24 protein-coding genes are annotated in these 22,985 nt (G+C 66.1%); 6 read left to right on the top strand and 18 right to left on the bottom strand.

Annotated features, from left to right (window positions below; all coding sequences use genetic code 11):
* Nucleotides 1-13: 13 nt before the first annotated feature.
* The 7 genes from rpsH to glpK all read right to left on the bottom strand — a co-directional run bounded on the left by rpsH (nucleotide 14) and on the right by glpK (nucleotide 5,385).
* The gene (gene rpsH / locus ACO2Q9_RS06545; RefSeq protein WP_423309482.1) at nucleotides 14-409 is read right to left on the bottom strand and encodes a 30S ribosomal protein S8; all 396 of its coding nucleotides are present in this window, start codon (nucleotides 407-409) and stop codon (nucleotides 14-16) included.
* A 21-nt stretch (nucleotides 410-430) separates the two neighbouring features.
* Nucleotides 431-736 carry a 30S ribosomal protein S14 gene (gene rpsN, locus ACO2Q9_RS06550; RefSeq protein ID WP_423309485.1) on the bottom strand — a complete coding sequence of 102 codons (306 nt, stop codon included), beginning with the start codon at nucleotides 734-736 and terminating at the stop codon, nucleotides 431-433.
* A gap of 9 nt (nucleotides 737-745) precedes the next feature.
* Nucleotides 746-1,285, bottom strand: coding sequence for a 50S ribosomal protein L5 (rplE, locus tag ACO2Q9_RS06555; RefSeq protein ID WP_423309487.1), 540 nt, complete (start codon nucleotides 1,283-1,285; stop codon nucleotides 746-748).
* Nucleotides 1,286-1,296: 11 nt separating this feature from the next.
* Entirely contained in the window at nucleotides 1,297-1,617 is a 321-nt protein-coding gene (gene rplX, locus ACO2Q9_RS06560; RefSeq protein ID WP_423309489.1) for a 50S ribosomal protein L24, read from the bottom strand.
* 13 nt (nucleotides 1,618-1,630) lie between these two features.
* Entirely contained in the window at nucleotides 1,631-1,999 is a 369-nt protein-coding gene (gene rplN, locus ACO2Q9_RS06565; RefSeq protein WP_208009698.1) for a 50S ribosomal protein L14, read from the bottom strand.
* 175 nt (nucleotides 2,000-2,174) lie between these two features.
* On the bottom strand, nucleotides 2,175-3,791 hold the full coding sequence (locus ACO2Q9_RS06570; protein WP_423309492.1) for an FAD-dependent oxidoreductase: 1,617 nt from the start codon (nucleotides 3,789-3,791) through the stop codon (nucleotides 2,175-2,177).
* Nucleotides 3,792-3,831: 40 nt separating this feature from the next.
* Nucleotides 3,832-5,385 (bottom strand): glycerol kinase GlpK, encoded by a 1,554-nt coding sequence (gene glpK, locus ACO2Q9_RS06575; RefSeq protein ID WP_423309494.1) that lies wholly within the window; start codon nucleotides 5,383-5,385, stop codon nucleotides 3,832-3,834.
* A gap of 15 nt (nucleotides 5,386-5,400) precedes the next feature.
* Between glpK and proC the strand changes: the two genes are divergently transcribed.
* The gene (gene proC, locus ACO2Q9_RS06580; RefSeq protein ID WP_423309496.1) at nucleotides 5,401-6,243 is read left to right on the top strand and encodes a pyrroline-5-carboxylate reductase; all 843 of its coding nucleotides are present in this window, start codon (nucleotides 5,401-5,403) and stop codon (nucleotides 6,241-6,243) included.
* 21 nt (nucleotides 6,244-6,264) lie between these two features.
* On the opposite strand, the gene ubiA is transcribed toward proC, so the two are convergent.
* From ubiA to ACO2Q9_RS06595, 3 genes are read right to left on the bottom strand one after another with little or no spacing between them, the layout of a single operon-like run.
* Nucleotides 6,265-7,140, bottom strand: coding sequence for a 4-hydroxybenzoate octaprenyltransferase (gene ubiA / locus ACO2Q9_RS06585; RefSeq protein ID WP_423309498.1), 876 nt, complete (start codon nucleotides 7,138-7,140; stop codon nucleotides 6,265-6,267).
* Nucleotides 7,130-7,627, bottom strand: a complete 498-nt coding sequence (locus ACO2Q9_RS06590; RefSeq protein WP_423309500.1) for a Dps family protein — start codon at nucleotides 7,625-7,627, stop codon at nucleotides 7,130-7,132. The genes ubiA and ACO2Q9_RS06590 overlap by 11 nt, the downstream gene beginning before the upstream one ends.
* 55 nt (nucleotides 7,628-7,682) lie before the next feature.
* On the bottom strand, nucleotides 7,683-8,645 hold the full coding sequence (locus ACO2Q9_RS06595) for a LysR substrate-binding domain-containing protein (RefSeq protein WP_423309502.1): 963 nt from the start codon (nucleotides 8,643-8,645) through the stop codon (nucleotides 7,683-7,685).
* Between the two features lie 70 nt (nucleotides 8,646-8,715).
* Here ACO2Q9_RS06595 and ACO2Q9_RS06600 point away from each other — a divergent pair, with 70 nt between their 5' ends.
* Both ACO2Q9_RS06600 and ACO2Q9_RS06605 read left to right on the top strand, forming a co-directional pair.
* Nucleotides 8,716-9,450, top strand: coding sequence for a glycosyltransferase family 2 protein (locus ACO2Q9_RS06600; protein WP_423309504.1), 735 nt, complete (start codon nucleotides 8,716-8,718; stop codon nucleotides 9,448-9,450).
* Nucleotides 9,447-10,175, top strand: coding sequence for a glycosyltransferase family 2 protein (locus tag ACO2Q9_RS06605; protein ID WP_423309506.1), 729 nt, complete (start codon nucleotides 9,447-9,449; stop codon nucleotides 10,173-10,175). The genes ACO2Q9_RS06600 and ACO2Q9_RS06605 overlap by 4 nt, the downstream gene beginning before the upstream one ends.
* A gap of 22 nt (nucleotides 10,176-10,197) precedes the next feature.
* Here the strand turns inward: ACO2Q9_RS06605 and recG are convergent, their stop codons facing one another.
* On the bottom strand, nucleotides 10,198-12,345 hold the full coding sequence (recG, locus tag ACO2Q9_RS06610) for an ATP-dependent DNA helicase RecG (RefSeq protein ID WP_423309508.1): 2,148 nt from the start codon (nucleotides 12,343-12,345) through the stop codon (nucleotides 10,198-10,200).
* 44 nt (nucleotides 12,346-12,389) lie between these two features.
* Between recG and queA the strand changes: the two genes are divergently transcribed.
* Nucleotides 12,390-13,433, top strand: coding sequence for a tRNA preQ1(34) S-adenosylmethionine ribosyltransferase-isomerase QueA (gene queA, locus ACO2Q9_RS06615; protein WP_423309510.1), 1,044 nt, complete (start codon nucleotides 12,390-12,392; stop codon nucleotides 13,431-13,433).
* Between the two features lie 11 nt (nucleotides 13,434-13,444).
* Here the strand turns inward: queA and ACO2Q9_RS06620 are convergent, their stop codons facing one another.
* Complete coding sequence (locus tag ACO2Q9_RS06620; protein ID WP_423309512.1) at nucleotides 13,445-14,368, bottom strand: FecR family protein; 924 nt, start codon at nucleotides 14,366-14,368, stop codon at nucleotides 13,445-13,447.
* A 163-nt stretch (nucleotides 14,369-14,531) separates the two neighbouring features.
* Between ACO2Q9_RS06620 and tgt the strand changes: the two genes are divergently transcribed.
* Nucleotides 14,532-15,698 (top strand): tRNA guanosine(34) transglycosylase Tgt, encoded by a 1,167-nt coding sequence (gene tgt, locus ACO2Q9_RS06625; RefSeq protein ID WP_423309514.1) that lies wholly within the window; start codon nucleotides 14,532-14,534, stop codon nucleotides 15,696-15,698.
* A gap of 11 nt (nucleotides 15,699-15,709) precedes the next feature.
* Here tgt and ACO2Q9_RS06630 read toward each other — a convergent pair whose 3' ends face one another.
* The 5 genes from ACO2Q9_RS06630 to ACO2Q9_RS06650 all read right to left on the bottom strand — a co-directional run bounded on the left by ACO2Q9_RS06630 (nucleotide 15,710) and on the right by ACO2Q9_RS06650 (nucleotide 19,738).
* A complete protein-coding gene (locus ACO2Q9_RS06630) occupies nucleotides 15,710-16,057 on the bottom strand; it encodes a hypothetical protein (RefSeq protein WP_423309516.1) in 348 nt (115 codons plus the stop codon).
* Nucleotides 16,058-16,183: 126 nt separating this feature from the next.
* A complete protein-coding gene (locus ACO2Q9_RS06635) occupies nucleotides 16,184-16,993 on the bottom strand; it encodes a DUF2145 domain-containing protein (RefSeq protein WP_423309518.1) in 810 nt (269 codons plus the stop codon).
* A gap of 8 nt (nucleotides 16,994-17,001) precedes the next feature.
* Nucleotides 17,002-17,457, bottom strand: coding sequence for a hypothetical protein (locus ACO2Q9_RS06640; RefSeq protein WP_423309520.1), 456 nt, complete (start codon nucleotides 17,455-17,457; stop codon nucleotides 17,002-17,004).
* Nucleotides 17,458-17,469: 12 nt separating this feature from the next.
* Entirely contained in the window at nucleotides 17,470-17,967 is a 498-nt protein-coding gene (locus ACO2Q9_RS06645; RefSeq protein WP_423309522.1) for a YiaA/YiaB family inner membrane protein, read from the bottom strand.
* 142 nt (nucleotides 17,968-18,109) lie between these two features.
* A complete protein-coding gene (locus ACO2Q9_RS06650) occupies nucleotides 18,110-19,738 on the bottom strand; it encodes a glucan biosynthesis protein (protein WP_423309524.1) in 1,629 nt (542 codons plus the stop codon).
* A gap of 59 nt (nucleotides 19,739-19,797) precedes the next feature.
* On the opposite strand from ACO2Q9_RS06650, the gene ACO2Q9_RS06655 reads away from it, so the two are divergent.
* Complete coding sequence (locus ACO2Q9_RS06655) at nucleotides 19,798-21,000, top strand: MFS transporter (protein WP_423309526.1); 1,203 nt, start codon at nucleotides 19,798-19,800, stop codon at nucleotides 20,998-21,000.
* A 3-nt stretch (nucleotides 21,001-21,003) separates the two neighbouring features.
* Here the strand turns inward: ACO2Q9_RS06655 and ACO2Q9_RS06660 are convergent, their stop codons facing one another.
* Nucleotides 21,004-22,962, bottom strand: a complete 1,959-nt coding sequence (locus tag ACO2Q9_RS06660) for an MFS transporter (protein WP_423309528.1) — start codon at nucleotides 22,960-22,962, stop codon at nucleotides 21,004-21,006.
* Nucleotides 22,963-22,985 lie beyond the last annotated feature (23 nt).

The raw sequence follows: 22,985 nt of genomic DNA on the forward strand, positions 1-22,985 counted from the left end.
GTTTCCTCCCCGTTCAGGCCACGTAGCAAAGCACTTCGCCGCCGACACCGGTAGCGCGCGCCTTGCGATCGGTCATCACTCCCTGGGGCGTGGTGACGATGGCAACACCCAGGCCGTTCTGGACCTGGGGAATGGAATTGCGGCCCTTGTACACGCGCAGGCCGGGACGGCTCACACGCTCGATGTGCTCGATGACCGGACGACCGGCGTAGTACTTCAGGGCGATTTCGATTTCGGACTTGCCGGCTTCGGTCTTGACCTGGAAGCCGTCGATGTAGCCCTCGTCCTTCAGCACCTGGGCGATGGCAACCTTCACCTTGGAATAAGGTGCGGAAACCGTGGCCTTGGCGACCATCTGCGCATTGCGGATGCGCGTCAGCAGGTCGGCGATGGGATCACTCATGCTCATGTTGAATCTCTCCTGCTGCGCTTACCAGCTGGCCTTGGTCACGCCGGGGATGTCACCGGCGAAGGACAGCTCACGGATCTTGGCGCGGCCAAGACCGAATTGACGGAACGTGCCGCGGGGGCGGCCCGTGATTTCGCAACGGTTGCGCTGACGCGTCGGGTTGGAATTGCGCGGCAGCTTCTGCAGGCCCAGGCGGGCGGCTGCGCGCTCTTCGTCGCTGCGCTTCACATCGGTGGAAATTGCCTTCAGTTCCGCGTGTTTCTTCGCGTACTTGGCTGCCAGTTTCTCGCGCTTGAGTTCGCGCTGGATCAAAGCTACTTTAGCCACGATGTACCTTCAGTTCTTGAACGGGAAACGGAAGCCGGCGAGCAGTGCCTTGCACTCTTCGTCATTCTTGGCCGTCGTCGTGATGCTGATATTCAGACCGCGCAGCGCATCCACCTTGTCGTACTCGATTTCGGGGAAGATGATCTGTTCCTTGACGCCGATGTTGTAGTTGCCACGGCCGTCGAATGCGCGACCGGAGATACCACGGAAGTCACGCACACGGGGCAGGGCCACGGTGACGAAACGGTCCAGGAATTCATACATCTGCACGCCACGCAGCGTGACCATGCAACCGATGGCCTGGCCTTCGCGGATCTTGAAACCGGCGATGGCCTTCTTGGCCTTGGTGACCACGGGCTTCTGGCCAGCGATCTTGGTCAGGTCGCCCACGGCGTTGTCCATGACCTTCTTGTCTGCGACGGCCTCGCTCACGCCCATGTTCAGCGTGATCTTGGTGATGCGGGGCACCTGCATCGGAGACTTGTAGCCGAACTTTTCCGTCAGCTGGGGAACCACTTTTTCGCGGTAGTGTTGTTGGAGTCGAGCCATGATGTTGATCCTCAGGCGGCCTTGATTTCGTCGCCGCTGGACTTGAACACGCGCACGCGCTTGCCGTCAGCCAGCAGCTTGATGCCGACGCGGTCGGCCTTGCCGGTCGCGGCGTTGAAGATCGCCACGTTGGATTGGTGAATGGGCATCGACTTCTCGACGATGCCACCGGTCGTGCCCTTCATCGGGTTGGGCTTGGTGTGCTTCTTCACCAGGTTGATGCCCTCGACCACCAGATGGGTCTCGTCCTTGCGCAGCGTGACCGTGCCACGCTTGCCCTTGTCACGGCCAGCCAGCACGATGACTTCGTCGCCCTTGCGGATCTTGTTCATGGCGCGTCCTTTATCAGAGAACTTCAGGAGCCAGGGACACGATCTTCATGAACTTCTCGGTACGCAGTTCACGCGTCACGGGGCCGAAGATGCGGGTGCCGATGGGCTCCAGCTTGTTGTTGAGCAGCACGGCGGCGTTGCCGTCGAACTTGACCAGCGAGCCGTCGCCGCGGCGGATGCCCTTGGCGGTACGCACGACCACTGCACTGTAGATCTCGCCCTTCTTGACGCGACCACGCGGAGCAGCTTCTTTGATGCTGACCTTGATGATGTCGCCCACGCTGGCATAGCGACGCTTGGAACCGCCAAGCACCTTGATGCACAGCACGGACTTCGCGCCGGTGTTGTCGGCGACCTCTAACCGGGATTCTGTCTGGATCATTTCAAATATTCCCAACTTGGATCAGAAACCAGGCAGCGCCTGCAATCCGACCAGTCTTGGTCCCGTCGTCCTCGCCACAAACCACTTGTGGCAACTCCGCTGGGTTAGAAAACCTCGCCCTTTTCAAGGCGAAGCCCGTGATTATGGCAAACCCGCAAAACGGTGTCAAGCAGGGTCAGGCCGGAAGCGCCAGATAGTGTGCGGCCAGCGCCTCGAAATCGCCTTGCTTCGGGTCAGCGCCCGATTCCGCGCCGAGCTCGTCCCGGATCAGCCCGGCAACCACAGGCGCCAGTTCGCCAGCCTTCTTCGCATCAAGGAACAGCCACCGGGAACGCCGCGCCAACACATCCTCGACCGTGCGGGCATATTCATTGCGCACCGCAAAGCGGACCATGGCTTCCGACAGCCCATCTGCCAGCAGATTCGCCGAGCCCGGCAGCGAGCGCACACTATCGGTCTCACTGCCATAGCTGTGCCAGCCGGCGGCAGCGCCGATGCCCGGGTGCGCCGGCAGATTGCCGGTGCCGCCCACCAGGCGGAAGTCTGTCGTCACTCCGGGTGCCGAAGCCGGCAGCAAGCCGGCTTCGGCGCACTTGGCGAGCACGTCTTCGGCCATCGCCCGGTAGGTGGTCCATTTGCCACCGGTCACCGTCACCAGGCCGCTGCGACTGAGCAACACGGTGTGCTCACGACTCAGGCCCTTGGTGTTCCCCCCGTCATCGTCCTGGGGCCTCACCAGCGGACGCAAGCCGACCCAGATGCTGCGGACATCGGCCCGGGTCGGCGCACGGCTCAAGTAACGGGCCGACTCGCCGAGGATGAAGTCGAGTTCCGACCTGAAGGCGTCGGGCTCGCGGGAGAGGTCGTGACGGGGTGTGTCGGTGGTGCCCAGGATGGTCTTTCCCAGCCACGGCACCGCGAAGAGCACCCGGCCATCTGCGGTCTTCGGCACGAGCAGCGCGTGGTCGGTCGGCAGGAAGTCGCGATCGACCACCACATGCACGCCCTGGCTGGGCGCGACCATCGGCCGCACAGGACGGTGCACCGCATCGCCATCCTTCTGGCGGAATTCGTCCACCCAGACGCCGGTGGCGTTGACCACGCAGCGCGCGGCAATGCGGAATGTCCGCCCGGTTTCGCGGTCTTCGCAGGTCAGTCCGGTGATCTTTCCGTCTTCATGCACCAGTCCGGTGGCCGCGCAATAGTTGACCAGCAGTGCGCCCTGGGCGGCTGCCGTGCGCGCGATCGCGAGGGCAAGGCGTGCATCGTCGAACTGCCCGTCCCAGTACTTCACACCACCCTTCAGACCGTCGGCACGTGCGGTCGGCAACAAGCGCAGCGTCTCGGAGCGCCCGAGGAACTCCGTACTGCCGAGGCCGGCCTCGCCGGCCAGCGCGTCGTACATCTTGAGGCCCACGCCGTAGAACGGGGTTTCCCACCACTGATACGAAGGCATCACGAAAGGCAGCGGCCGCGCCAGATGCGGCGCGTTGTGCAGCAACGTGGCACGTTCATGCAGCGCTTCACGCACCAGGCCGATGTTGCCCTGCGCGAGGTAACGCACACCGCCGTGGACCAGCTTGGTGGCACGCGACGACGTGCCTTTGGCGAAGTCGTGCGACTCGACCAGCACGACCGACAGGCCGCGCAATGCGGCATCCAGCGCCACGCCCAGACCCGTGGCGCCACCGCCGATGATGGCAAGGTCGTACGTGCGGGGTTCGGCCAGCCGGGCCAGGAGCGCGGGCCGCCGCGTGGGCAACGGCGCAGCGGCGGGGGAAGCGGAAGTCATGCCCTCCATTGTGCCGGGCCCGGCAAAGGGTCGGGGACGCTCAGTCCTTCGCCCAGGCCCGGGCCCGGTCTATCGCTTCATGCCAGCGGGCGAGGCGCACGCCCCGCTGCGACGCGTCCATGGCCGGCTCGAAGCGACGGTCCACCTGCCACTGGCCGGAGATTTCCTGCGCGTCCCGCCAGAAGCCGCTGGCCAGCCCGGCGAGGTACGCCGCGCCGAGTGCGGTGGTCTCGGTCACCTGCGGCCGGACCACCGGAACGCCGAGGAAATCGGCCTGCATCTGCATCAGCAGGTCATTGCGGCTGGCCCCGCCGTCGACACGCAATTCGCGCAGCGGCAGGCCCGCGTCGCGCGCCATGGCGCCGAATACGTCGGCCACCTGCAAGGCAATCGCTTCCAGCGCCGCCCGCGCGATGTGCGCCCGCGTCGTGCCACGCGTCAGGCCGACGAGCGTGCCGCGCGCATGGCCGTCCCATTCGGGCGCGCCGAGGCCGGTGAACGCCGGCACCAGATAGACATCGCCCGTGTCCGGCACGCTGGCGGCCAGCGCCTGCACCTCGGGCGCGCTGCGGATGATCTCCAGCCCGTCGCGCAGCCACTGGATGGTGGCGCCCGCCATGAAGACGCCTCCTTCCAGCGCATAGCAAGGCTGCCCCTGCGGCCCTTGCCACGCCACGGTCGTCAGGAGCCGGTTGCGGCTCGGCACTGCGACTGTGCCGGTGTTCATCAGCATGAAGCAGCCCGTGCCGTAGGTGTTCTTGGCCATGCCCGGCGCGAAGCAGGCCTGTCCGAAGGTTGCGGCCTGCTGGTCCCCCGCCACGCCGGAGATCGGCAACGACGCGCCGAGCAGGGCGGCGTCCGTGCGGGCAATCTCGCAGCTGGACGGCAGAACCTCTGGCAGCACCGCACGCGGGATATTGAGCAGCGCCAGCAACGCATCGTCCCAGTCCAGGGTGTGGATGTTGAACAGCATCGTTCGGGACGCATTGCTTGCATCCGTCGCGTGTACACCGCCGGAGGGACCGCCGGTCAGGTTCCAGATCAGCCAGGCGTCGACCGTGCCGAATGCGAGTTCGCCCTTTTCCGCGCGGGCCCGCGCCCCGGGCACGTGGTCCAGCATCCATTCGAGCTTGGTGCCGGAGAAGTAGGAATCGATGACCAGGCCCGTCTTCTTCTGGATCAACGAAGCCTTTCCTTGCGCGCGCAGTTCGTCGCAGCGCGTGGCGGTGCGGCGGTCCTGCCAGACGATGGCGTTGGTGATCGGCTGGCCGGTCTTTCGGTCCCACAGCACCGTGGTCTCGCGCTGGTTGGTGATGCCCACGGCCGCAATGCGGCTGGCTGGCACGTTCTCGCGGCGCAGCACCTCGCGCGCCACGTCCAGCTGGGTCTGCCAGATCTCCGACGCGTCGTGCTCCACCCACCCCGGCTGGGGAAAGATCTGGCGGAATTCCTTTTGCGCGGTGCCGGCGACGCGGCCCGCGCGGTCGAAGAGGATGGCACGCGAGCTGGTCGTGCCCTGGTCAAGCGCGAGGATGTAGTCCATGCAGAGAGCGTAGCGCAAGGCGCGCCGATTGGGCGACAATGCCCTCTTCATTTCGCCGACACGACCATGAGCAGTACAGCCGCCACGGAAAAGCGCCATTTCCACATTGCCTTCATCGGAGGCGGCAACATGGCCAGCGCCATCATCGGCGGACTCATCCGGCAAGGGCTGCCGGCCAGCTACATCGACGTCGTCGAGCCCTATGCGGAAACGCGCGAAAAACTGCAACGCCAGTTCAGCCTGCAGCCGATGGAAGTCCCCGGCCTCGGCCTCAACCGCGCCGAACTCGTCGTGTGGGCCATCAAGCCGCAGACCTTCAAGGACGCGGCGCTGCAGGCGCGCTTCCACACCCGCAACGCCATCCACCTGAGCGTGGCAGCGGGCATCCGCTCCGACAGCATCGCGCACTGGCTCGGCTCGGAGCATGTGGTGCGCTGCATGCCCAACACGCCGGCGCTCGTGGGCAAGGGCATGACGGCCATGTTCGCGCGTGAAGCCGTGACGCCGCAGGACCGGCAACTCGTCGAGCGCGTCATCGGCACGACCGGCGAATCCCTCTGGGTCGACCGGGAAGAGCATCTCGACGCGGTCACCGCGTTGTCGGGTTCCGGCCCGGCCTACGTGTTCTATTTTCTCGAAGCGATGTCCGAGGCCGGGGCTGCCATGGGCCTCTCCCGCGAACAGGCCTACAAGCTGGCCGTGGGCACGTTCATGGGCGCGTCAGCGCTGGCGCAAGCGTCGGACGAGCCGCCGGAAATCCTGCGTCAGCGTGTCACATCCAAGGGCGGCACGACTTACGCCGCCATCACGTCGCTGGAGCAGGACAACGTGAAGCAGCTGTTCGAGCGCGCGCTGCACGCCGCGCGCCATCGCGCGAAGGAACTCGGGGACGAGTTCGGCAGCAACTGACCGTCGCCCGGACTGGCCGCGTCAGTTGATGCCCGTCCACATCAGGTAGTCGACCACGATGCCGCCGAACACCGCGAACCCTACCCAGTGGTTCAGCCGGAAAGCCTTGAAGCAGCCATCGCGCGTGCGTGTGCGGATGAGCATGAAATGCCAGGCCGCCTGCAGCAGGGCAGCCAGCAGGCCGAGGTAGAACCACGGCCCCATCGCCCGGCCGGCAAAGTCGAGCGCGAGCGTCCAGACCATCAGGAACGCCACATAGCAAAGCATGATCACCGGCACATCCGCGTTGCCCAGCGTGATGGCCGAGGTCTTCATGCCGATGCGCAGGTCGTCGTCCCGGTCGACCATCGCGTATTCGGTGTCGTAGGCAATCACCCAGAACAGGTTGCCCAGCAGCAGGACCCAGGCGAGCAGGGGCACGTTCGATTGCACCGCAGCAAACGCCATCGGAATGCCGAAGCTGAACGCCACGCCCAGCACCGCCTGCGGCATGGACACGAAGCGTTTGGCGAATGGATAGATCAGCGCGACAGCCAGCGCGGCGAACGACCACATCACCGTCACGAAGTTGGTGGTGAGCACGAGCAGGAAGGCCGCGAACGCGAGCACGGCGCCAACGACGAGCGCCTCCTTCGGTGACACCGCGCCGCTGGTGACCGGCCGGTTGGCCGTGCGCTTCACATGGCGATCGAAGTCACGGTCGGCGACGTCGTTCACGCAGCAGCCTGCGCTGCGCATGAGGATGGTTCCGAGCGTGAACACGGCGATCAGGTGCCAGCCCGGAAAGCCCTGCTTCGCGATCCACAGCGCGGACAGCGAAGGCCAGAGCAGCAGCAACCAGCCCGCCGGACGGTTCCAGCGGATCAGGTCGAGGTAGAGCGCGAGCTTATTCTTCAAGCAGCGAACGCAGCATCCAGGCGGTCTGCTCGTGCACCGTGAGGCGCTGGGTGAGCAGGTCGGCAGTCGGCTCGTCGCCGGCCTTGTCGGCGATGGGGAAGAGCTCGCGCGCGGTCCGCGCCACGGCTTCGTGGCCCTTCACCAGGATGGCCACCATCTCGAGCGCCTTCGGCGGAGTGACCGGAACATCGGGAATGGACGCCAGTTTGCTGAATTGCGCGTATGAACCCGGCGCCGCATGCCCCAGCGAACGGATGCGCTCGGCCACCGGGTCGACCGCTGCCCACAGTTCGGTGTACTGCGTCATGAACATCTGGTGCAGCGTGTTGAACATCGGGCCCGTCACGTTCCAGTGGAAATTGTGGGTCGTGAGGTAGAGCGTGTACGTGTCGGCCAGCAGGCGGCTCAGGCCCTTGGCGATGGCGGCGCGGTCTTTCTCGCTGATGCCGATGTTGATGGTGGGGGCGGCTGTGGGCTTTTTGGCCATGAGGGTCACTCCTTGTTTTAGGGAATAGAGGGAAAGCCTGATTCTTGACGGCGCTTCACGACAGGCGCTTGACGCCGGGCAACTCGCACGCATAGATCGCGTTGCGCAACGCGGCGATGGCCTCGTAGCGCGTGAAGCTGCGGCGCCAGGCCAGCACGACACGGCGCGACGGTTCGTCGCCACTGAACGGAAGATACTTCACATACGAATCGCCGTCGTCCTTCTTTTTCCTGGTCTTCGGACGGGGTTTGAGGGCCTCCTTCGGCACACCCAGACGGGGCACCAGGGTGACGCCCATGCCGGCCGCCACCATGTGCTTGATGGTCTCCAGGGACGACCCCTCGAAACTCTTGCGGATGCCTTCGGCATCGCTGGAAAAGCGCGCGAACTCGGGACAGACCTCGAGCACGTGATCGCGGAAGCAATGACCTGTGCCCAGCAACAGCATGGTCTCGGCCTTGAGTTCGTCGGCGGTGATGCTGTCCTGTTTCGCCAGCGGGTGCGAACTCGGCACCGCCGCCATGAAGGGCTCGTCGTACAGCGGTGCGAGTGCGAGGCCGGTGTCGGGAAACGGCTCGGCCATGATGGCGCAGTCGATCTCGCCGGTGCGCAGCATTTCCAGCAGCTTCACGGTGAAGTTCTCCTGTAGCATCAGCGGCATTTGCGGCGTGCGCGCGATCGCCTGCCGAACCAGGTCTGGCAGCAGGTAGGGGCCGATGGTGTAGATCACGCCCAGACGCAGCGGGCCAGCCAGCGGGTCCTTGCCGCGCTTGGCAATCTCCTTGATGCTGGCGGCTTGCTCCAGCACGCTCTGCGCCTGGCGCACGATGTCTTCGCCCAACGGGGTGACGGTCACCTCGTTGGCACTGCGCTCGAACAGCTTGACCTCGAGCTCGTCCTCGAGCTTCTTGATCGCCACAGACAGCGTGGGCTGCGACACGAAACAGGCCTCGGCGGCCTTGCCGAAGTGCTTTTCGCGCGCCACAGCCACGATGTATTTGAGTTCGGTGAGCGTCATGTCGTCGATTGGAACGGTTCACTCATCATAATTGCGCTCTATCGCCCTTGCCATGACAGTTGTAAATTCCATGGAAACAGAAGCGTTGATTTCCTGCCTGTGCGTCACCGAGCGACGTGTGCCGCTGTTGCGCAGGGCGGTTGCCTGCTTCCTCGCGCAGACCTGGCCCGCGCGCGAACTGGTCGTGGTGCACGACACGGCCGACACGGCCACGGTCGAATGGCTGGCGCACAACCCGCACCCGCTCATCCGCCCCGTGCCATTGCCAGCAGGCCCGCGTCTCACGCTGGGCGAACGAAGGCAATGGAGCGTCGACGCGGCTCGCGGCACGTTCATTGCGACATGGGACGACGATGACTGGTCCGCGCCCCATCGGCTCACCGAGCAGATGAAAGTCGTCCATCGCAGCGGCCGCGCTGCCTGCGTGCTGCGGCAGTGGATCGTCTATGACGAGGCGCTGGCGCAGGCCTGGCTCTCACAGATCCGCACGTGGGAAGCCAGCCTCGTTGCAAGAAAGCAGGCGATGCCGGCTTATCAGGCCGTGGAGCGCGGCGAAGACCTGCTGGTCGTCGGCCAGCTCGCCGAAGCGGAACAACTCGTCGCGCTGCACGATGCGCACCTCTACATCTACGTGTACCACGGCCGCAACGTCGGCGGTCGCAGCCACTTCAAACGGCACATCTTCGGCAAGGCGGCTGCGAGCCTCTCACCGGCATTCACCCGACGTGTGGAGCAACTGCTGCGGGAGCCCCTCGGTCCGCCGATCCATCCGTCCGAACTTGCACAGGCCGTGCAGTCGCCATGAACCCCGACCGGCTGGTGTCCTGCCTGTGCATCACGCACCGACGCGTGCCCATGCTGCGCCGCGCGGTGACGTGCTTCCTCAACCAGACCTGGCCCGACAGGGAACTGCTGGTCGTGCACGAAGACATCGACGCGGACACGCCCGCCTATGTCGTAGCGTTGAATCATCCGCAGGTCCGCACGCTCGAAGTGCCGGCGTCGCCGCACATCGCGCTGGGCGAGAAGCGCAACATGGCCATCACGGCGGCGCGCGGTCGGTTCATCGCCACGTGGGACGACGACGACTGGTCGGCGCCGGCGCGCATCGCCAGCCAGATGCATGTGATCGCGCAGAGCGGCGTTCCAGTCTGCACGCTGGCGCAGTGGGTCGCCTACGACCAGTTGCTCGGCCAGGCCTGGCTGACCCGGCAACGCCCCTGGGAAGCGAGCCTCGTGGCCGAACGCGCAGAGATGCTGCCTTACCCTGCGCTCGACCGCGGCTCGGACCGCGTGGTCGTCGAAGCCTTATCGCGGGCCGGGAAGCTCGCAGTTGCGGACGGCCCGCACCTGTATGTCTATCTCTACCACGGCGCCAATGTCGGCAGCCGCGTCCACTTCAAACGGAACGTCTTTGCGCAGGCACAGCCCATGAACCCAGCCTTTGCCCGGCGCGTGGCCGAACTTCTCGCATCACCCGACCAAGCACCACTGCGTAGGGACGAGGTCTTCGCTGCCATCGTCCGCTGACCCGCCCGCCCGACCTGCTCCATCAGGCCTTGAGGTATTCCGCCCGTGTTGCGAGCCAGCGTGCCACGTGACGTTGCGCCAGATCGGGATGGGCATCGAGCATCAATGGCGCGAGTTCACGCGCCCATTGCAGGAGTGACGCATCTTCCGTCAGGTCGGCAAAGCGAAGCAACGGCGCGCCGGACTGGCGCGCACCGAGGAATTCACCCGGGCCGCGGATTTCCAGGTCGCGCCGTGCAATCTCGAAGCCGTCCTGCGTCTCGGCCATCGCGCGAAGGCGCGCACGCGCGGTCTCGCCGAGGCGCCCGCCCTCGCCCGTCGCATACATGAGCACGCAGGCCGACGCGGCCGCGCCGCGTCCCACGCGTCCACGCAGCTGGTGCAACTGCGACAGGCCGAAGCGCTCCGCGTGCTCGATGACCATGAGCGAGGCATTCGGCACATCCACGCCGACTTCGATGACCGTCGTCGACACCAGCACGCCCATCTGCCCGCCGGTGAAAAGCGCCATCACCGCCTTCTTTTCGGCAACAGGCATGCGCGAATGCAACAGGCCGACGAGCACCGGTTCGCCCGACGGGCCGCGCAGGCCGCGCAGGCCGTGCAGCGCCGCCGACAGCGCCTCGTGCGTGGCCGTCGCATTCGTCAGGTCCAGCGCCTCGCTTTCCTCGATCAGCGGGCAGACCCAGTACACCTGCCGCCCTTGCCCGATCTGCGCACGGATGCGCTCGACGACTTCGTCGCGCCGCGAGTCGGCGACGACCCTGGTGACGATCGGCGTGCGTCCAGGCGGCAACTCGTCGATGTTGGAAACATCCAGATCGGCGTAGTAGCTCATCGCGAGCGTGCGCGGGATCGGCGTCGCACTCATCATCAGCATGTGCGGCTCCTGCCCTGACGACGCCATCTTCGCGCGCAGGGCCAGCCGCTGCGCCACGCCGAAGCGGTGCTGCTCGTCGATCACGGCGAGCGCAAGCCGCTGGAACTGCACCTGCTCCTGGATCACCGCGTGCGTGCCCACCACCAGCGCGGCTTCGCCGCTGGCGATCAGCGCCAGCATCTCGTTGCGCTCTTTCTTCTTCTGGCTGCCGGTGAGCCACGCCACGCGCTTGCCCAGCGGCGCGAGCAGTGGCTCCAGCCAGCCGATGAGCTTGCGGAAATGCTGCTCGGCGAGGATTTCCGTCGGTGCCATCAACGCGCACTGCCAGTCCTCATCGATCGCCAGGCACGCAGCCAACGCGGCCACGATGGTCTTCCCCGAGCCCACATCGCCTTGCAGCAGGCGGTGCATCGGCACGGTGCGCGCAAGATCGTTCGCGATCTCCTCGCCCACGCGACGCTGCGCGTTGGTAAGCATGAAAGGCAACGCGGCCAGCAACCGCTCGTGCAAGCCATCGCGCTTCGCCACGAGCGCGGGCGCGCGCAAGGCATCGCGATCGCGGCGCGACTGCAGTTGCGACAACTGCTGCGCCAGCAACTCCTCCGCCTTCAGCCGCTGCCACGCGGGATGGCTCCTGTCTTCCAGCGTGGCGAGCGAGACATCAGGCGTCGGGTGATGCAGGAATTGCAGCGACTCGCGCAACGGCCACGCCTTGGGCGGCAGATGCCCGGCGGGAATGGTCTCGTCCAGCGCGGCATGCGGCAGTGCGCCCAATACAGCGCGCCGCAGATACGGTTGCGGCAGACCGGCGACCGTCGAATACACCGGCGTCAGCGCCGTCGGCAGATCGGTGGCGGCCGATTTGCAGGTCGGATGCAGCATCTGCCAGCCGAGAAAGCCGCCGCGCAGTTCGCCGCGTGCGCGCACGTGCATGCCCACGGCCAGCGCTTTCTGCTGCGACGGATAGAAATTGAAGAAGCGCAGCACGCAGACATCGGTACCGTCGTTCAGCGTCACCACCAACTGGCGGCGCGGACGGTAGGCCACTTCGCAGGCCGTCACCTCGCCTTCGATCTGCACCGTGTCGCCCTCTCGCGCATCGGCCAGGCGCGTGACGCGCGTCTCGTCCTCGTAGCGCATGGGCAGGTGCAGCGCGATGTCGATGTCGCGCACGAGGCCGAGTTTGGCCATGGCCTTCTGTGCGGCACTTGCAGCACTTGCGGCATCGCTTCTGCCCGTCGCCTTGGACGGACTTTTCTCTTTCACGGGCGCGGCACCGGTCTTGGGCATGGGAGAATTCTGCCTCGGAACGGGCCTGTCCGGCCCTCAGGATCATGCGCACCTTCTCCCTTGGCGACTTCGATTTCGAGTTGCCCGAAACCCTGATTGCCCAGTACCCCATGGCCGAGCGCAGCAGCTCGCGCCTGCTCGACGGTACCGGCACACACGCGGTCAACCGCGTGTTCCGCGAACTGCCCGGCCTGCTGTCCCCCGGCGACCTGCTGGTGTTCAACGACACCAAGGTCGTGAAGGCGCGGCTCTTCGGCGAGAAGCCCACGGGTGGCAAGCTCGAGTTGCTGATCGAACGCGTGCTCCACGGCAACGAAGTCGCCGCACACATGAAGGTGAGCAAGAAGCCGCCCGTCGGCACGGTGCTGGCGATGGTGGGCGGCTTCACCGCCACACTGCTCGGCCGCTGGCCCGATGCTGATGGCCCGCTGTTCCGCTTCGCACTGAGCGATGAACCGCACGCCTTGATGGCCGCGCACGGCCACGTGCCGCTGCCGCCCTACATCACGCACGAAGACACGGCGGAAGACGAGACGCGCTACCAGACCGTCTTCGCGCGCGCCCCCGGCGCGGTGGCCGCACCGACGGCCGCGCTGCATTTCGACGAAGGCTTGCTCGCGATGATGGACTCGCGCGGCATCCACCGTGCCAGCGTCACGCTGCACGTCGGCGCCGGGACTTTCCAGCCGGTGAAGACCGACAACCTGGCCGAGCACCGCATGCACAGCGAGTGGTATGAAGTGCCGGAGGCCACGCGCCACGCCATCCACGAGGCCAAGGCACGCGGCGCGCGCGTGGTGGCCGTCGGCACGACGACCGTGCGCACGCTCGAGTCATGGGCCGCGAGCGGCGTCGACAAAGGCGACACCGACATCTTCATCACGCCGGGCTTCGGGTTCCGTGTGGTGGACCGGCTCATCACCAACTTCCACCTGCCCAAAAGCACATTGATGATGCTCGTGAGCGCCTTTTCAGGCTACGAGCATGTGATGGCGCTGTATCGCCACGCGATTGCGCAGCAGTACCGCTTCTTCAGCTATGGGGATGCGATGCTGCTGGACCGCGCACAGCGATCCAGCGTGCTTTGAAGCACGGCCGATCAGGCGCGGCTGACCGTGCCCTGGACGCCCTGCACGGAGGCGATGCGCTCCAGCACGAACTGCGCATCTTCCTGCGTGGCCAGTTGCTCGATCACCACAAGGCTCGAACCCGTGCCGGCACCGCGCAGGCGCGCGGGGTAACCGGCGGCGCGCAAGCGCCCTGCCACCTGCAGCGCCTCGCGCGAATTGGCCGTGCGCAGCGCCACGACGCGCCATGCACCGTCGGTGATCGCCACGCCACCGCCCGGTTTGATCTCGGTCGAGTTCAGGAAGGTCGCGAGCTGGTCCGGCGTGGCATTGCCGACGGGTTGCACCGGTTTCTCGAAAAAGCGCGCCCAGAAGGCCGTCGGCTTGTCCAGAGACAGCTCGCCCTGGTCCTGCGACGCCACGGCCACCTTGCCTTCGAAGATGCAGACGGCGTCATGGGCCGCGTCGGTCATGCTCCAGAAGTCGGTACCGCGGATGCCCACGGTTGCGGTGCGCAGCGACACTTCGATCTCGCGTGCGCCGGCGGCCTTGGCCACCGAACTCGTCGCAAAACGGAAGAAGCCTTCGAGCAGCTTGAGCTGCGAACGCACGGCGGTACGGCCGGTTGCGGTGTCCACTTCAAGGCGCTGGACGGACAGCAGGGTCTTTTCGCCCAGACGGATGATGCTGCCTTCGGGCATGCGCAGCACCAGCGCGGCGCCGGCTGCGGTGTGCACTTCCTGCGAGCGGCTGACCGCGTCGCCGGGGGCGAGCGGCTCCCGTGCATCGTCGGTGCCGGTCCAGGCCGGCATCTGCACGGCTTCGACGGCCATGCGGGCCAGCGGTCCGCGGCTGGCGGAACGGGGGGCAGCGGCCTGCGCCGCGGGCAGTGTGGCCGCCGTGGCTCCGGCAACCATCGTGGCGCCGGTACGGGCGATCCAGTTTCTGCGGTTCATCTTCATTCGTCCTGACTTGGGGTTAACACTGATTTCTGTACGAAACCGGCATTTTGTTACCGGCCAGTACAAAATGTTCCTGATCCGTTTTCATGCGGATGGCGATCCCGTCCACTAAGTCACGCAGGCGCAGCCTGTTACAGCCTTCGCCGACAATCGCCGGATGCTCGATTTCCAGATCCATAAGAAAGAAGGCCTCGCACGGCGCGGCACCCTCACGCTGAACCACGGCGTGGTCCAGACCCCCATCTTCATGCCCGTGGGCACCTACGGAACGGTCAAGGGCGTCATGCCCCGGTCGCTCCACGAAATGGGCGCGCAAATCATCCTGGGCAACACCTTCCACCTCTGGATGCGCCCGGGGCTGGACATCATGAAAAGCTTCGGCGGCCTGCACGGCTTCGAGCAGTGGGACAAGCCCATCCTCACCGACTCCGGCGGCTTCCAGGTCTGGAGCCTGGGCGCGATGCGCAAGATCACCGAGGAAGGCGTTCATTTCGCTTCGCCGGTGAACGGCGACAAGCTGTTCATGTCGCCCGAAGTGAGCATGCAGATCCAGACCGTGCTCAATTCCGACATCGTCATGCAGCTGGACGAATGCACGCCCTACGAAACCAACGGCCACCTCACGACCGAGGCCGAAGCCCGCAAGTCGATGGAGATGAGCCTGCGCTGGGCACGCCGCAGCCAGGATGAATTCGCGCGGCTGGGCAACCCCAACGCGCTGTTCGGCATCGTGCAGGGCGGCATGTTCGAGAACCTGCGCGCCGAATCGCTCGATGCGCTGGTGAAGATGGACTTCCCCGGTTACGCCATCGGCGGCGTGAGCGTGGGAGAGCCCAAGGACGAGATGCTGCGCATCATGGCGCACACGCCGCATCTGCTGCCCGAGAACAAGCCGCGTTACCTGATGGGCGTGGGCACACCGGAAGACCTGGTGGAGGGCGTGATGCAGGGCGTGGACATGTTCGACTGCGTGATGCCCACGCGCAATGCGCGCAACGGCACGATCTTCACGCGTTACGGCGACCTCAAGCTGCGCAATGCGCGCCACAAGTCGGACCACCAGCCGCTTGACCCCACCTGCACCTGCCACGCCTGCGCGGGCGCGTCAGGCATACCGTGGAGCGAAGGGGGACGCGGTGGCTTCAGCCGCGCCTACATGCATCACCTGGACCGCTGCGGCGAAATGCTCGGCCCGATGCTGACCACCGTGCACAACCTGCACTACTACCTGAACCTGATGCGCGAGATCCGCGAGGCGCTGGACGCCGGCCGCTTCGCGGACTTCAGGCGGCAGTTCGCCGCAGACCGCGCACGCGGCGTCTGAACGGGCCGGCCTCAGCCCGCCCGTTTCTCGCCGGCCCGGTGCTTCATGCTCGCCGCGTTCGCGCTCGGGTTGACCGAGGGAACGTCTGCGCGGCGACGTGCCGTCTCGACGGCAGCCTCCAGCGCGTCGACCGACGACATCGCAACGCCCCGGCGCTGCGCTTCGGCGCGCAGCAGCTGGGTGGCCTGCAGTTCGGTGTCGGTGAATTCGCGCAGCTCTGCCGTGAGTTCACGGCGGCGTTTCACCAGCTGGACGGTCGGCGACTCCGTCGGTCGGGCGCGGCGCAACAAAAGGAATGCGGCCAGCACCACCAGTGCAGCGACGACGGCAACGATGATCTGGAAAATCGGGATGTCCATGTCTGTTTCCTTGAGACGGAATCTAGGCATGGTGTTCCGCGATACGGCCTGCTTTAACGTTTGGTCCGACGAAGTTACAAGCGCATGCGTTCCTGATGCGCGCGACCGAATTCTTTCCTATTCACTTCACGGCAGACGCAGTGTCTGCACCGGGTCAGCAAGCCCCGCACGCGGCATCCAGGCAAACACCGAATCCACCGTCACCGTCTCGATCCGATCGGAAAAGCGCTTCTCGTTCGGATGGTCGTCGAACGCGACGTTGGCCGAGCCCACGCGTCCACCCAGGCGGGTGAGCGGGCCCAGCCGCAGCGTGGTCGGCTCGTAGCCCTTGAACTGCAGCCAGGCCTGCGCCTGCTCGCGCGTGCGGATGCTGTCTTCCATCGCCATCGCGAGCTGCTCGACGACCCACTGGTTGGACTGCTGGTACTTGCGGCCCCAAACGTAGCTGACCATGTTGTACTCACGCACATGCAGAGCCGAGCGGCGCTGCGCGTCAGTCACCTGCGCCAGCAGCCGCTGCTGTACCAGCGGCTGCGGCACCACCCATGCGGCCTCGTAGCGCCAGAGGTCGTCGAGGAAGAATTCACCGAGCCCCTGGTTCCAGATGGCCGACACCGCCGTGCCGCACTGGTTCAGCTTGTGCAGAACGCGCCATGGGCCTTCGCCCTTCTTGTAGGCCATGCCCAGATGCGAATAGCGCAGGCCGTACTTGCCCAGGTCCTGCCCGGCGCGCGCCAGCACCACGACGCGCGTGCCGTTCTTCGCATGCTCGGCATCGAGCGCTTCCGAGGTGCGTTGCGCGAGCGTCATGCCGCGCTCGATGGTCTGCGGCGTGGGCTGGCGCGACTCGCACGAGCGGCCGGCATGCGCCGCCGGTGCGAACGCGGTGAACGCTACGAGTGCCGCAAGCGTGGTCCGGATCAGAACTTGCTTCATCGCCGACCTCACCACGTCACGCGCTCGTTGTGCAGCAAGGCACGCCCGAGCTCGTTGGGAATGTAGGCCAGCACTTCGCTCGCCGCCGAGAGCACGATGCCCGTGCCGATGACGCTCACCGTCACGACCGTGCCGACACCCGCGACCGACGCGCCCACGCCCCGCCCCACGGTCTCGATGCTGATGCGCGCGCCGTCCGACGCACGCTCCAGCACATACACCGAGCCGCGCGCCGAGCTCCCGATGGCCTTCACCGTGAGCATCGTGCCGGCCGCACTGAGCACGACAGGCGCCGCACTCAGCGCCGCACCGCCGACAGACGCTGCGCCCACGACGGAAGCGACGGGCAGCATCGACAGCGCCACCGATGCTTCGCTCTGCGCACGCGCCGGTGCAGCAACGCCAACCACCAGGCTGGCGACCAGTGCGGCACGCACAACGAGTTTCTTCAAGGTCTTGTTCATGGTTCTTTCCTCTTACTCGGACACCGCAGCCGGATGACGTTCGGCCTGTGCCTGCATGCGGCCTTGCAGGCGCGCTTCGGCCATGTCGGCTTCGTAGCGGTCACGCAGCGTCTTGGCCAGCGTGAACGCCGAGGTCACCAGGTACAGCCAGCTCACACCGAGGTAGGCCTTGTAGGTGATGTTGATTTCCATGCGTGCGAGGCCCCAGGCCGTGAGACCCATCGCAATCGCAAAGCCGCCCCACACCACCAGGTTCCACATCGGCACGCTGCTGCTCCTGTCGAGTTCGGCAGCCTGCTGGTCGCGCACGGCCTTGGACAGCACGAACACGGTGGACAGGCAGAACACATAACCCATCACCATGAAGGCGCGGTCGAGATCCTGGCCCGGGAGGTACGCCAGTCCCGTTCCGCACAGGAACAGGGCGAGCCCGAAAGACACCCAGACCTGGAGCTGCCAGGCGCGCGTGTCGCGTTGAACGATGAGGGGATGACGATTCGCGTTGGACATGTAGCCTTCCTTGGGGCTGTTGAACACGGAGCGGATGGTCCGCGTTCAACACCTCGGGAGGGCCGGATTTCCATGCCGGTAGCGCCGGCAACGCCAGAAAGTCTCGCGGCGCGATACTTCCAGGCGCTGCTCAAGGCGCGCATCAGCTCTGCGCGCTGTTGCGGAACGGGTGGTACTGGTAGAGCCAGGTCTCGGACAGCGTCTGGTCGCCCACACGCAGGAAAAGCCGCATTTCCACCGCATCCGTGCCTTCGGTGGTCAGGTCGAACTGGGCGCGCCAGTGACCGGCCACGCCGTTGGGCACGGCCTCGGTGAACACATACGAAAAGCTGCCACGCGACGCGGACAGTACCGCCTCGGGCTTCACGCCGAAAGGCAGCGATGCGAGCGAGCCGCCCGAGAACTCCACCATGAACTTGCGCACACCCGCCGGACGCGGCTGGCCGGGCTGGCCGCCATTGCCCAGCCGCGTGGCGACGCAGCGCGCCAGTTGCGCGGGCGGATACGGTTCATCGGCCGCCCAATGCAACCGGTAGCGCATGTTGAGGCTGTCGCCCGCGCGCGCGGGTGCAGCCGGCACCCACATCGCGACGATGTTGTCGTGGATCTCGTCGTCGGTGGGAATCTCCACCAGTTGCACCGAGCCCGCGCCCCAGTCGCCCTGCGGCTCGACCCACAGGCTCGGCCGCTTCTCGTAGGCCACGCCATCCAGGTAGTGGTCGAAGTTGCGGTCGCGCTGCATGAGGCCGAAGCCGCGCGGGCGGTTGTCCCCGAACGCGGACGCCATGGTGCGTGGCGGGTTGTTCAGCGGGCGCCAGATGTGCTCGTCGCTGCCCGTCCAGATGGCCAGGCCATCGGAGTCGTGGATCTCCGGCCGCCAGTCGACGCCGCGGATCTTCACCGTCTCGGAGAACCAGTACATCGAGCTGGCCGGTGCGATGCCGAGCCGCGCAATGTCGCGCCGCAGGAAGAGCGACATCTCCACGTCGGTGACGACCTGCAGCCCGCGCCGCATGGTGAAGCGGAATGCGCCCGTCAGGCTCGGCCCGTCAAGCAGTGCATGGACGACCACGGTGTCGGGCTGCTGCGTGTTGGGCGGCTCGAACCAGAAGTGCGTGAAGTCCGGGAACTCCTCGGGCTTGTCGGCCAGCGCCACGTCGACAGCGATGCCACGCGCGGACAGGCCGTACTGGAACAGCTCGCCGATGGCCCTGAAGTACGACGCACCGAGGAAGGCACACCAGTCGTTCTTCTGCCAGGGCAGTTTCGCCTGGTCGCCGAGCCGGCTCTCCTGGAAGCGGAAGCCCGCGAAGCCCGAGCCTGGCGGCAACTCGTGAGCCGGGCTGTCGGCGGGCATGGTGAAGTAGTCGTCGTCATACACGATCTCGCGCGCGCGCAACGAGGCCCCGCCTTGCGTTGCGGCCTCGATCACGTGCATGCGAACCGGCACACGGAAGAAAGTGCCCAGATGGAAGAAGGTCACGGGGTACACGCCTGCGCCTTCGGAGAACAGCGCGTACTCCGGCTTGAAATTGATCTTGCCGTGCGCTTCGTAGTCGATGCGTTCGAGCACGGCAGCGGGCAGCGGTGGCGGCGGCTGGTAAGGCTTCGCCGCCAGCGCACGGGCGCGCTCGACCAGACCCTGCGCGGAGAAATCCTGCGCGTCACCGAAGGTGAGCCCGGTGGCGGCAAGGGCAGCGGGGGAAAGGCCGAGCGTGCCGAGCGCCGATGCGGCGCCTGCGGCCGCGATGAATTGGCGGCGACGGATCATGCGTTCGAATTCTTGTGAAGGCCTGATCATAGGAAAGTCGCGGACGTTATGCTCGCTTGATGATGAAACAAAAGGACAGCGGTCCTGCAGGCGGCAACTGGGTCCCGCTTGCCGTCACGCTGGCCATCCAGGCGATGGTGTCGATGGCAGCGCTCACCATGCCGGTGATGGCCCCTGTTGCCGCGCCGGCACTGGGCGTTTCGCCCACCTACACCGGTCTCTATCTCGCCATCGTCTATATCGGTGCTGTGCTTGCCAGCCTCGCGGCAGGCAGCGTGGTGAAACGCTTCGGCGCCATCCGAGCGAGCCAGTTCGGCCTGCTGCTGTGCGCCGCAGGACTTGCCTTGTGTGCGGTACCTTCGCTGCCGGTCGTCGCCGTCGGCGCTTTCCTCATCGGCCTGGGCTACGGCCCCATCACGCCGGCGAGCTCGCATCTGCTGGCGCTCACCACACCGGCGCACCGCATGTCGCTGGTGTTCTCGATCAAGCAGACCGGCGTGCCGGTGGGTGGCATGCTGGCCGGGGCGCTGGTGCCGGGTGCGATGCTGCTGATCGGCTGGCAGGGCGCGTTGCTGGCCGTGGCCGTTGCCAATGTGCTGTGCGCGCTGGTCTCCCAACCGCTGCGCGGTCAACTCGACGCAGACCGCCAGCCCGATCAGCCGGTGAAGCTCGGCAACCTGCTGCAGCCGCTGCGCCTCGTTTTCTCGCACCGGGCACTGGCGTTGCTGGCGCTGTGCTCGTTCGTGTTCTCCACGGTGCAGCAGTCGCTCACCGGTTATCTCGTCACCTACCTGCACGAGTCGCTCGCCTACGGGCTCGTGGCCGCGGGCCTCGCACTGTCGGTGTCGCAGATCGGCGGCGTGGCAGGACGCATCGCCTGGGGCTATGTGTCCGATCGCTGGATGAGCGCGCGCCCGACGCTTGCGATGCTGGCCGCGATCATGGCCGTGAGCGGCATCGCAACCGCGCTGCTCACCACGTCGATGCCGACCTTCCTGGTGCTCGCCGTCCTCGTGGTGTTCGGCGCATCGGGCATCGGCTGGAACGGTGTGTACCTCGCCGAAGTGGCGCGCCAGGCACCTCCCGGCATGGCGAGTGTGGCAACCGGCGGCACGCTTGCCGTGACGTTCTTCGGCGTGGTGCTCGGGCCGCCGGTGTTCGGCGCGATCTCCGGTGCGTGGGGCAGCTACCGCGCGGGCTTTGCGGCGCTGGCGGTGCCGACGCTGATCTGCTGCTTCGCGTTGTTGCGCGCGCGGCGATAAGACTTACGCAGCCAGCAAGCCGGATACCCGTTCGCGCAGATCGTTCGGCGATGCATCCGACGCCGGCACGGCGGGGCCGACGTTGAGCCCCACGCGGCTGAACATGCCGCGCCGGAACGGCCGCACCATCGCCACGCGCTGGCCGTTGCGCTCCTCGATGCGGCTGAAGAAAGAGCCCCACAGGTTGGTCAGTGCCATCGGGATCACCGGCACCTCGAGGCCGTCGGCCTTCGCGCGCTCGAGGATCTTCATGATGCCGCCCTTGAACTCCTGCAACTGGCCGTCGCGCGTGATCGCCCCCTCGGGAAAGATCGCGAGGATGTCGCCTTCGCGCAGCACCTGCGCCGCGCGTTCGAACGCGGCTTCGTATACCGCCGGGTCTTCCTTCTGCGGCGCAATGGGAATCGCCTTGGCGAGCCTGAACAGCGGGCCGAGCACGGGCTGTCTGAAGATACGGTGGTCCATGATGAAACGGATCGGCCTCGGGCTCGCGGCCATCAGCAGGATCGCGTCGATGAAGCTCACGTGATTGCACACCAGCACGGCCGCGCCTTCGACGGGAATGTGGTCGTCGCCCTTCACCTGGAAGCGGTAGATGAAGCGCGAGGCGATCCACGCGACGAAGCGCAGCAGGTACTCGGGCACCAGCATGAAGATGTAGAAGGCCACCACCGCGTTGGCCAGGCCGACGATGAGGAACATCTGCGGAATGCTGAAGCCGGCCTTGAGCAGCAGGCCCGCGATGACTGAACTCGCGATCATGAACAGGGCGTTGAGGATGTTGTTGGCCGCGATGATGCGCGCGCGGTGCGTGGGCTGCGCGCGCATCTGGATCAGCGCGTACATCGGCACGCTGTACAGGCCCGCGAACAGGCTGAGCAGCGCGAGGTCGGCCATCACGCGCCAGTGCGCGGGCGATGCGACGAACTGTGCAAGCGTGTAGATGCCGTTTGCTGTGGCGGTGGCCGTGGCCGGTGCAGCGAGGCCGCGCGACGCGAAGTACAGGTCGATCGCGAACACGCTCATGCCGATGGCGCCGAGCGGCACGAGGCCGATCTCCACATGACGGCGCGACAGCGTCTCGCACAGCAGCGAACCGATGCCGATGCCAACCGAGAACACCACCAGCAGCAACGACGCGACCTGCTCGTTGCCGTGCAGCACCTCCTTCGCGAAGCTGGGGAACTGGCTCAGGAACACCGCGCCGAAGAACCACATCCAGCTGATGCCCAGCAGCGAGCGGAACACCACGACGTTCCCGTGCGCGAGCTTGAGGTTGCGCCAGGTTTCGGTGAATGGGTTCCAGTTGATGGTGAGGCCGGGGTCGGTGGCGGGCGATGCAGGAATGAACTCCGACACCACGCGCCCTGCGATCGCGAGTCCGATGCAGGCGAAGCCGACATGGTGCGCGCCGATCTCCGGCACCGCGATGATCAGGCCGCCCGCCACATTGCCCAGCAGGATGGCGACGAAGGTGCCCATCTCCACCATGCCGTTGCCACCGGTGAGCTCGCGCTCATTCAGGTGATGCGGCAGGTAGGCGAACTTCACCGGCCCGAACAGCGTGGAGTGCAGACCCATGAGGAACGTACAGCCCAGCAGGATCGGCACGTTCTGGCCGAAGAAGCCCCACGCGGCCAGCGCCATGATGAGGATTTCCAGCCGCTTCACGAAACGGATCAGCACTTTCTTGTCGTACTTGTCCGCGAGTTGCCCGCTCGTTGCGGAGAACAGCAGGAACGGCAGGATGAACAGCGCGCCGATCGCCAGCCCCGCGAGCGACGGCGGCAGCCACTGCACCTGAAGCTGGTAGGTCACCAGCACGGTGAAAGCGAACTTGAACAGGTTGTCGTTCGCTGCGCCGGAAAACTGCGTCCAGAAGAACGGCGCGAAGCGCCGTTGCTTCAGCAGCGTGAACTGGTTGGGATGCCCGGTGGTGCCATCGCTGTCGTGTGTCGTCATGTCTTGTCCCTCGGTCTGGATTG

The organism is Variovorax sp. VNK109 (genome assembly GCF_049445855.1).
Classification (GTDB): Bacteria; Pseudomonadota; Gammaproteobacteria; order Burkholderiales; family Burkholderiaceae_C; genus JAGOCV01.

What these genes read in the sequence shown, in the direction of transcription:
- recG (WP_423309508.1), bottom strand. Translation starts at nt 12,345, where the DNA reads ATGCCCAAGACCGGTGCCGCGCCCGTGAAAGAGAAAAGTCCGTCCAAG.
- ACO2Q9_RS06645 (WP_423309522.1), bottom strand. Translation starts at nt 17,967, where the DNA reads ATGTCCAACGCGAATCGTCATCCCCTCATCGTTCAACGCGACACGCGC.
- proC (WP_423309496.1), top strand. Translation starts at nt 5,401, where the DNA reads ATGAGCAGTACAGCCGCCACGGAAAAGCGCCATTTCCACATTGCCTTC.
- glpK (WP_423309494.1), bottom strand. Translation starts at nt 5,385, where the DNA reads ATGAAGAGGGCATTGTCGCCCAATCGGCGCGCCTTGCGCTACGCTCTC.
- ACO2Q9_RS06600 (WP_423309504.1), top strand. Translation starts at nt 8,716, where the DNA reads ATGGAAACAGAAGCGTTGATTTCCTGCCTGTGCGTCACCGAGCGACGT.
- tgt (WP_423309514.1), top strand. Translation starts at nt 14,532, where the DNA reads ATGCTCGATTTCCAGATCCATAAGAAAGAAGGCCTCGCACGGCGCGGC.
- ACO2Q9_RS06640 (WP_423309520.1), bottom strand. Translation starts at nt 17,457, where the DNA reads ATGAACAAGACCTTGAAGAAACTCGTTGTGCGTGCCGCACTGGTCGCC.
- rplN (WP_208009698.1), bottom strand. Translation starts at nt 1,999, where the DNA reads ATGATCCAGACAGAATCCCGGTTAGAGGTCGCCGACAACACCGGCGCG.
- ACO2Q9_RS06595 (WP_423309502.1), bottom strand. Translation starts at nt 8,645, where the DNA reads ATGACGCTCACCGAACTCAAATACATCGTGGCTGTGGCGCGCGAAAAG.
- ACO2Q9_RS06605 (WP_423309506.1), top strand. Translation starts at nt 9,447, where the DNA reads ATGAACCCCGACCGGCTGGTGTCCTGCCTGTGCATCACGCACCGACGC.
- ACO2Q9_RS06660 (WP_423309528.1), bottom strand. Translation starts at nt 22,962, where the DNA reads ATGACGACACACGACAGCGATGGCACCACCGGGCATCCCAACCAGTTC.
- ACO2Q9_RS06655 (WP_423309526.1), top strand. Translation starts at nt 19,798, where the DNA reads ATGATGAAACAAAAGGACAGCGGTCCTGCAGGCGGCAACTGGGTCCCG.
- rplE (WP_423309487.1), bottom strand. Translation starts at nt 1,285, where the DNA reads ATGGCTCGACTCCAACAACACTACCGCGAAAAAGTGGTTCCCCAGCTG.
- ACO2Q9_RS06590 (WP_423309500.1), bottom strand. Translation starts at nt 7,627, where the DNA reads ATGGCCAAAAAGCCCACAGCCGCCCCCACCATCAACATCGGCATCAGC.
- ACO2Q9_RS06570 (WP_423309492.1), bottom strand. Translation starts at nt 3,791, where the DNA reads ATGACTTCCGCTTCCCCCGCCGCTGCGCCGTTGCCCACGCGGCGGCCC.
- rplX (WP_423309489.1), bottom strand. Translation starts at nt 1,617, where the DNA reads ATGAACAAGATCCGCAAGGGCGACGAAGTCATCGTGCTGGCTGGCCGT.
- ACO2Q9_RS06650 (WP_423309524.1), bottom strand. Translation starts at nt 19,738, where the DNA reads ATGATCCGTCGCCGCCAATTCATCGCGGCCGCAGGCGCCGCATCGGCG.
- rpsH (WP_423309482.1), bottom strand. Translation starts at nt 409, where the DNA reads ATGAGCATGAGTGATCCCATCGCCGACCTGCTGACGCGCATCCGCAAT.
- ACO2Q9_RS06630 (WP_423309516.1), bottom strand. Translation starts at nt 16,057, where the DNA reads ATGGACATCCCGATTTTCCAGATCATCGTTGCCGTCGTCGCTGCACTG.
- ACO2Q9_RS06620 (WP_423309512.1), bottom strand. Translation starts at nt 14,368, where the DNA reads ATGAACCGCAGAAACTGGATCGCCCGTACCGGCGCCACGATGGTTGCC.
- queA (WP_423309510.1), top strand. Translation starts at nt 12,390, where the DNA reads ATGCGCACCTTCTCCCTTGGCGACTTCGATTTCGAGTTGCCCGAAACC.
- ACO2Q9_RS06635 (WP_423309518.1), bottom strand. Translation starts at nt 16,993, where the DNA reads ATGAAGCAAGTTCTGATCCGGACCACGCTTGCGGCACTCGTAGCGTTC.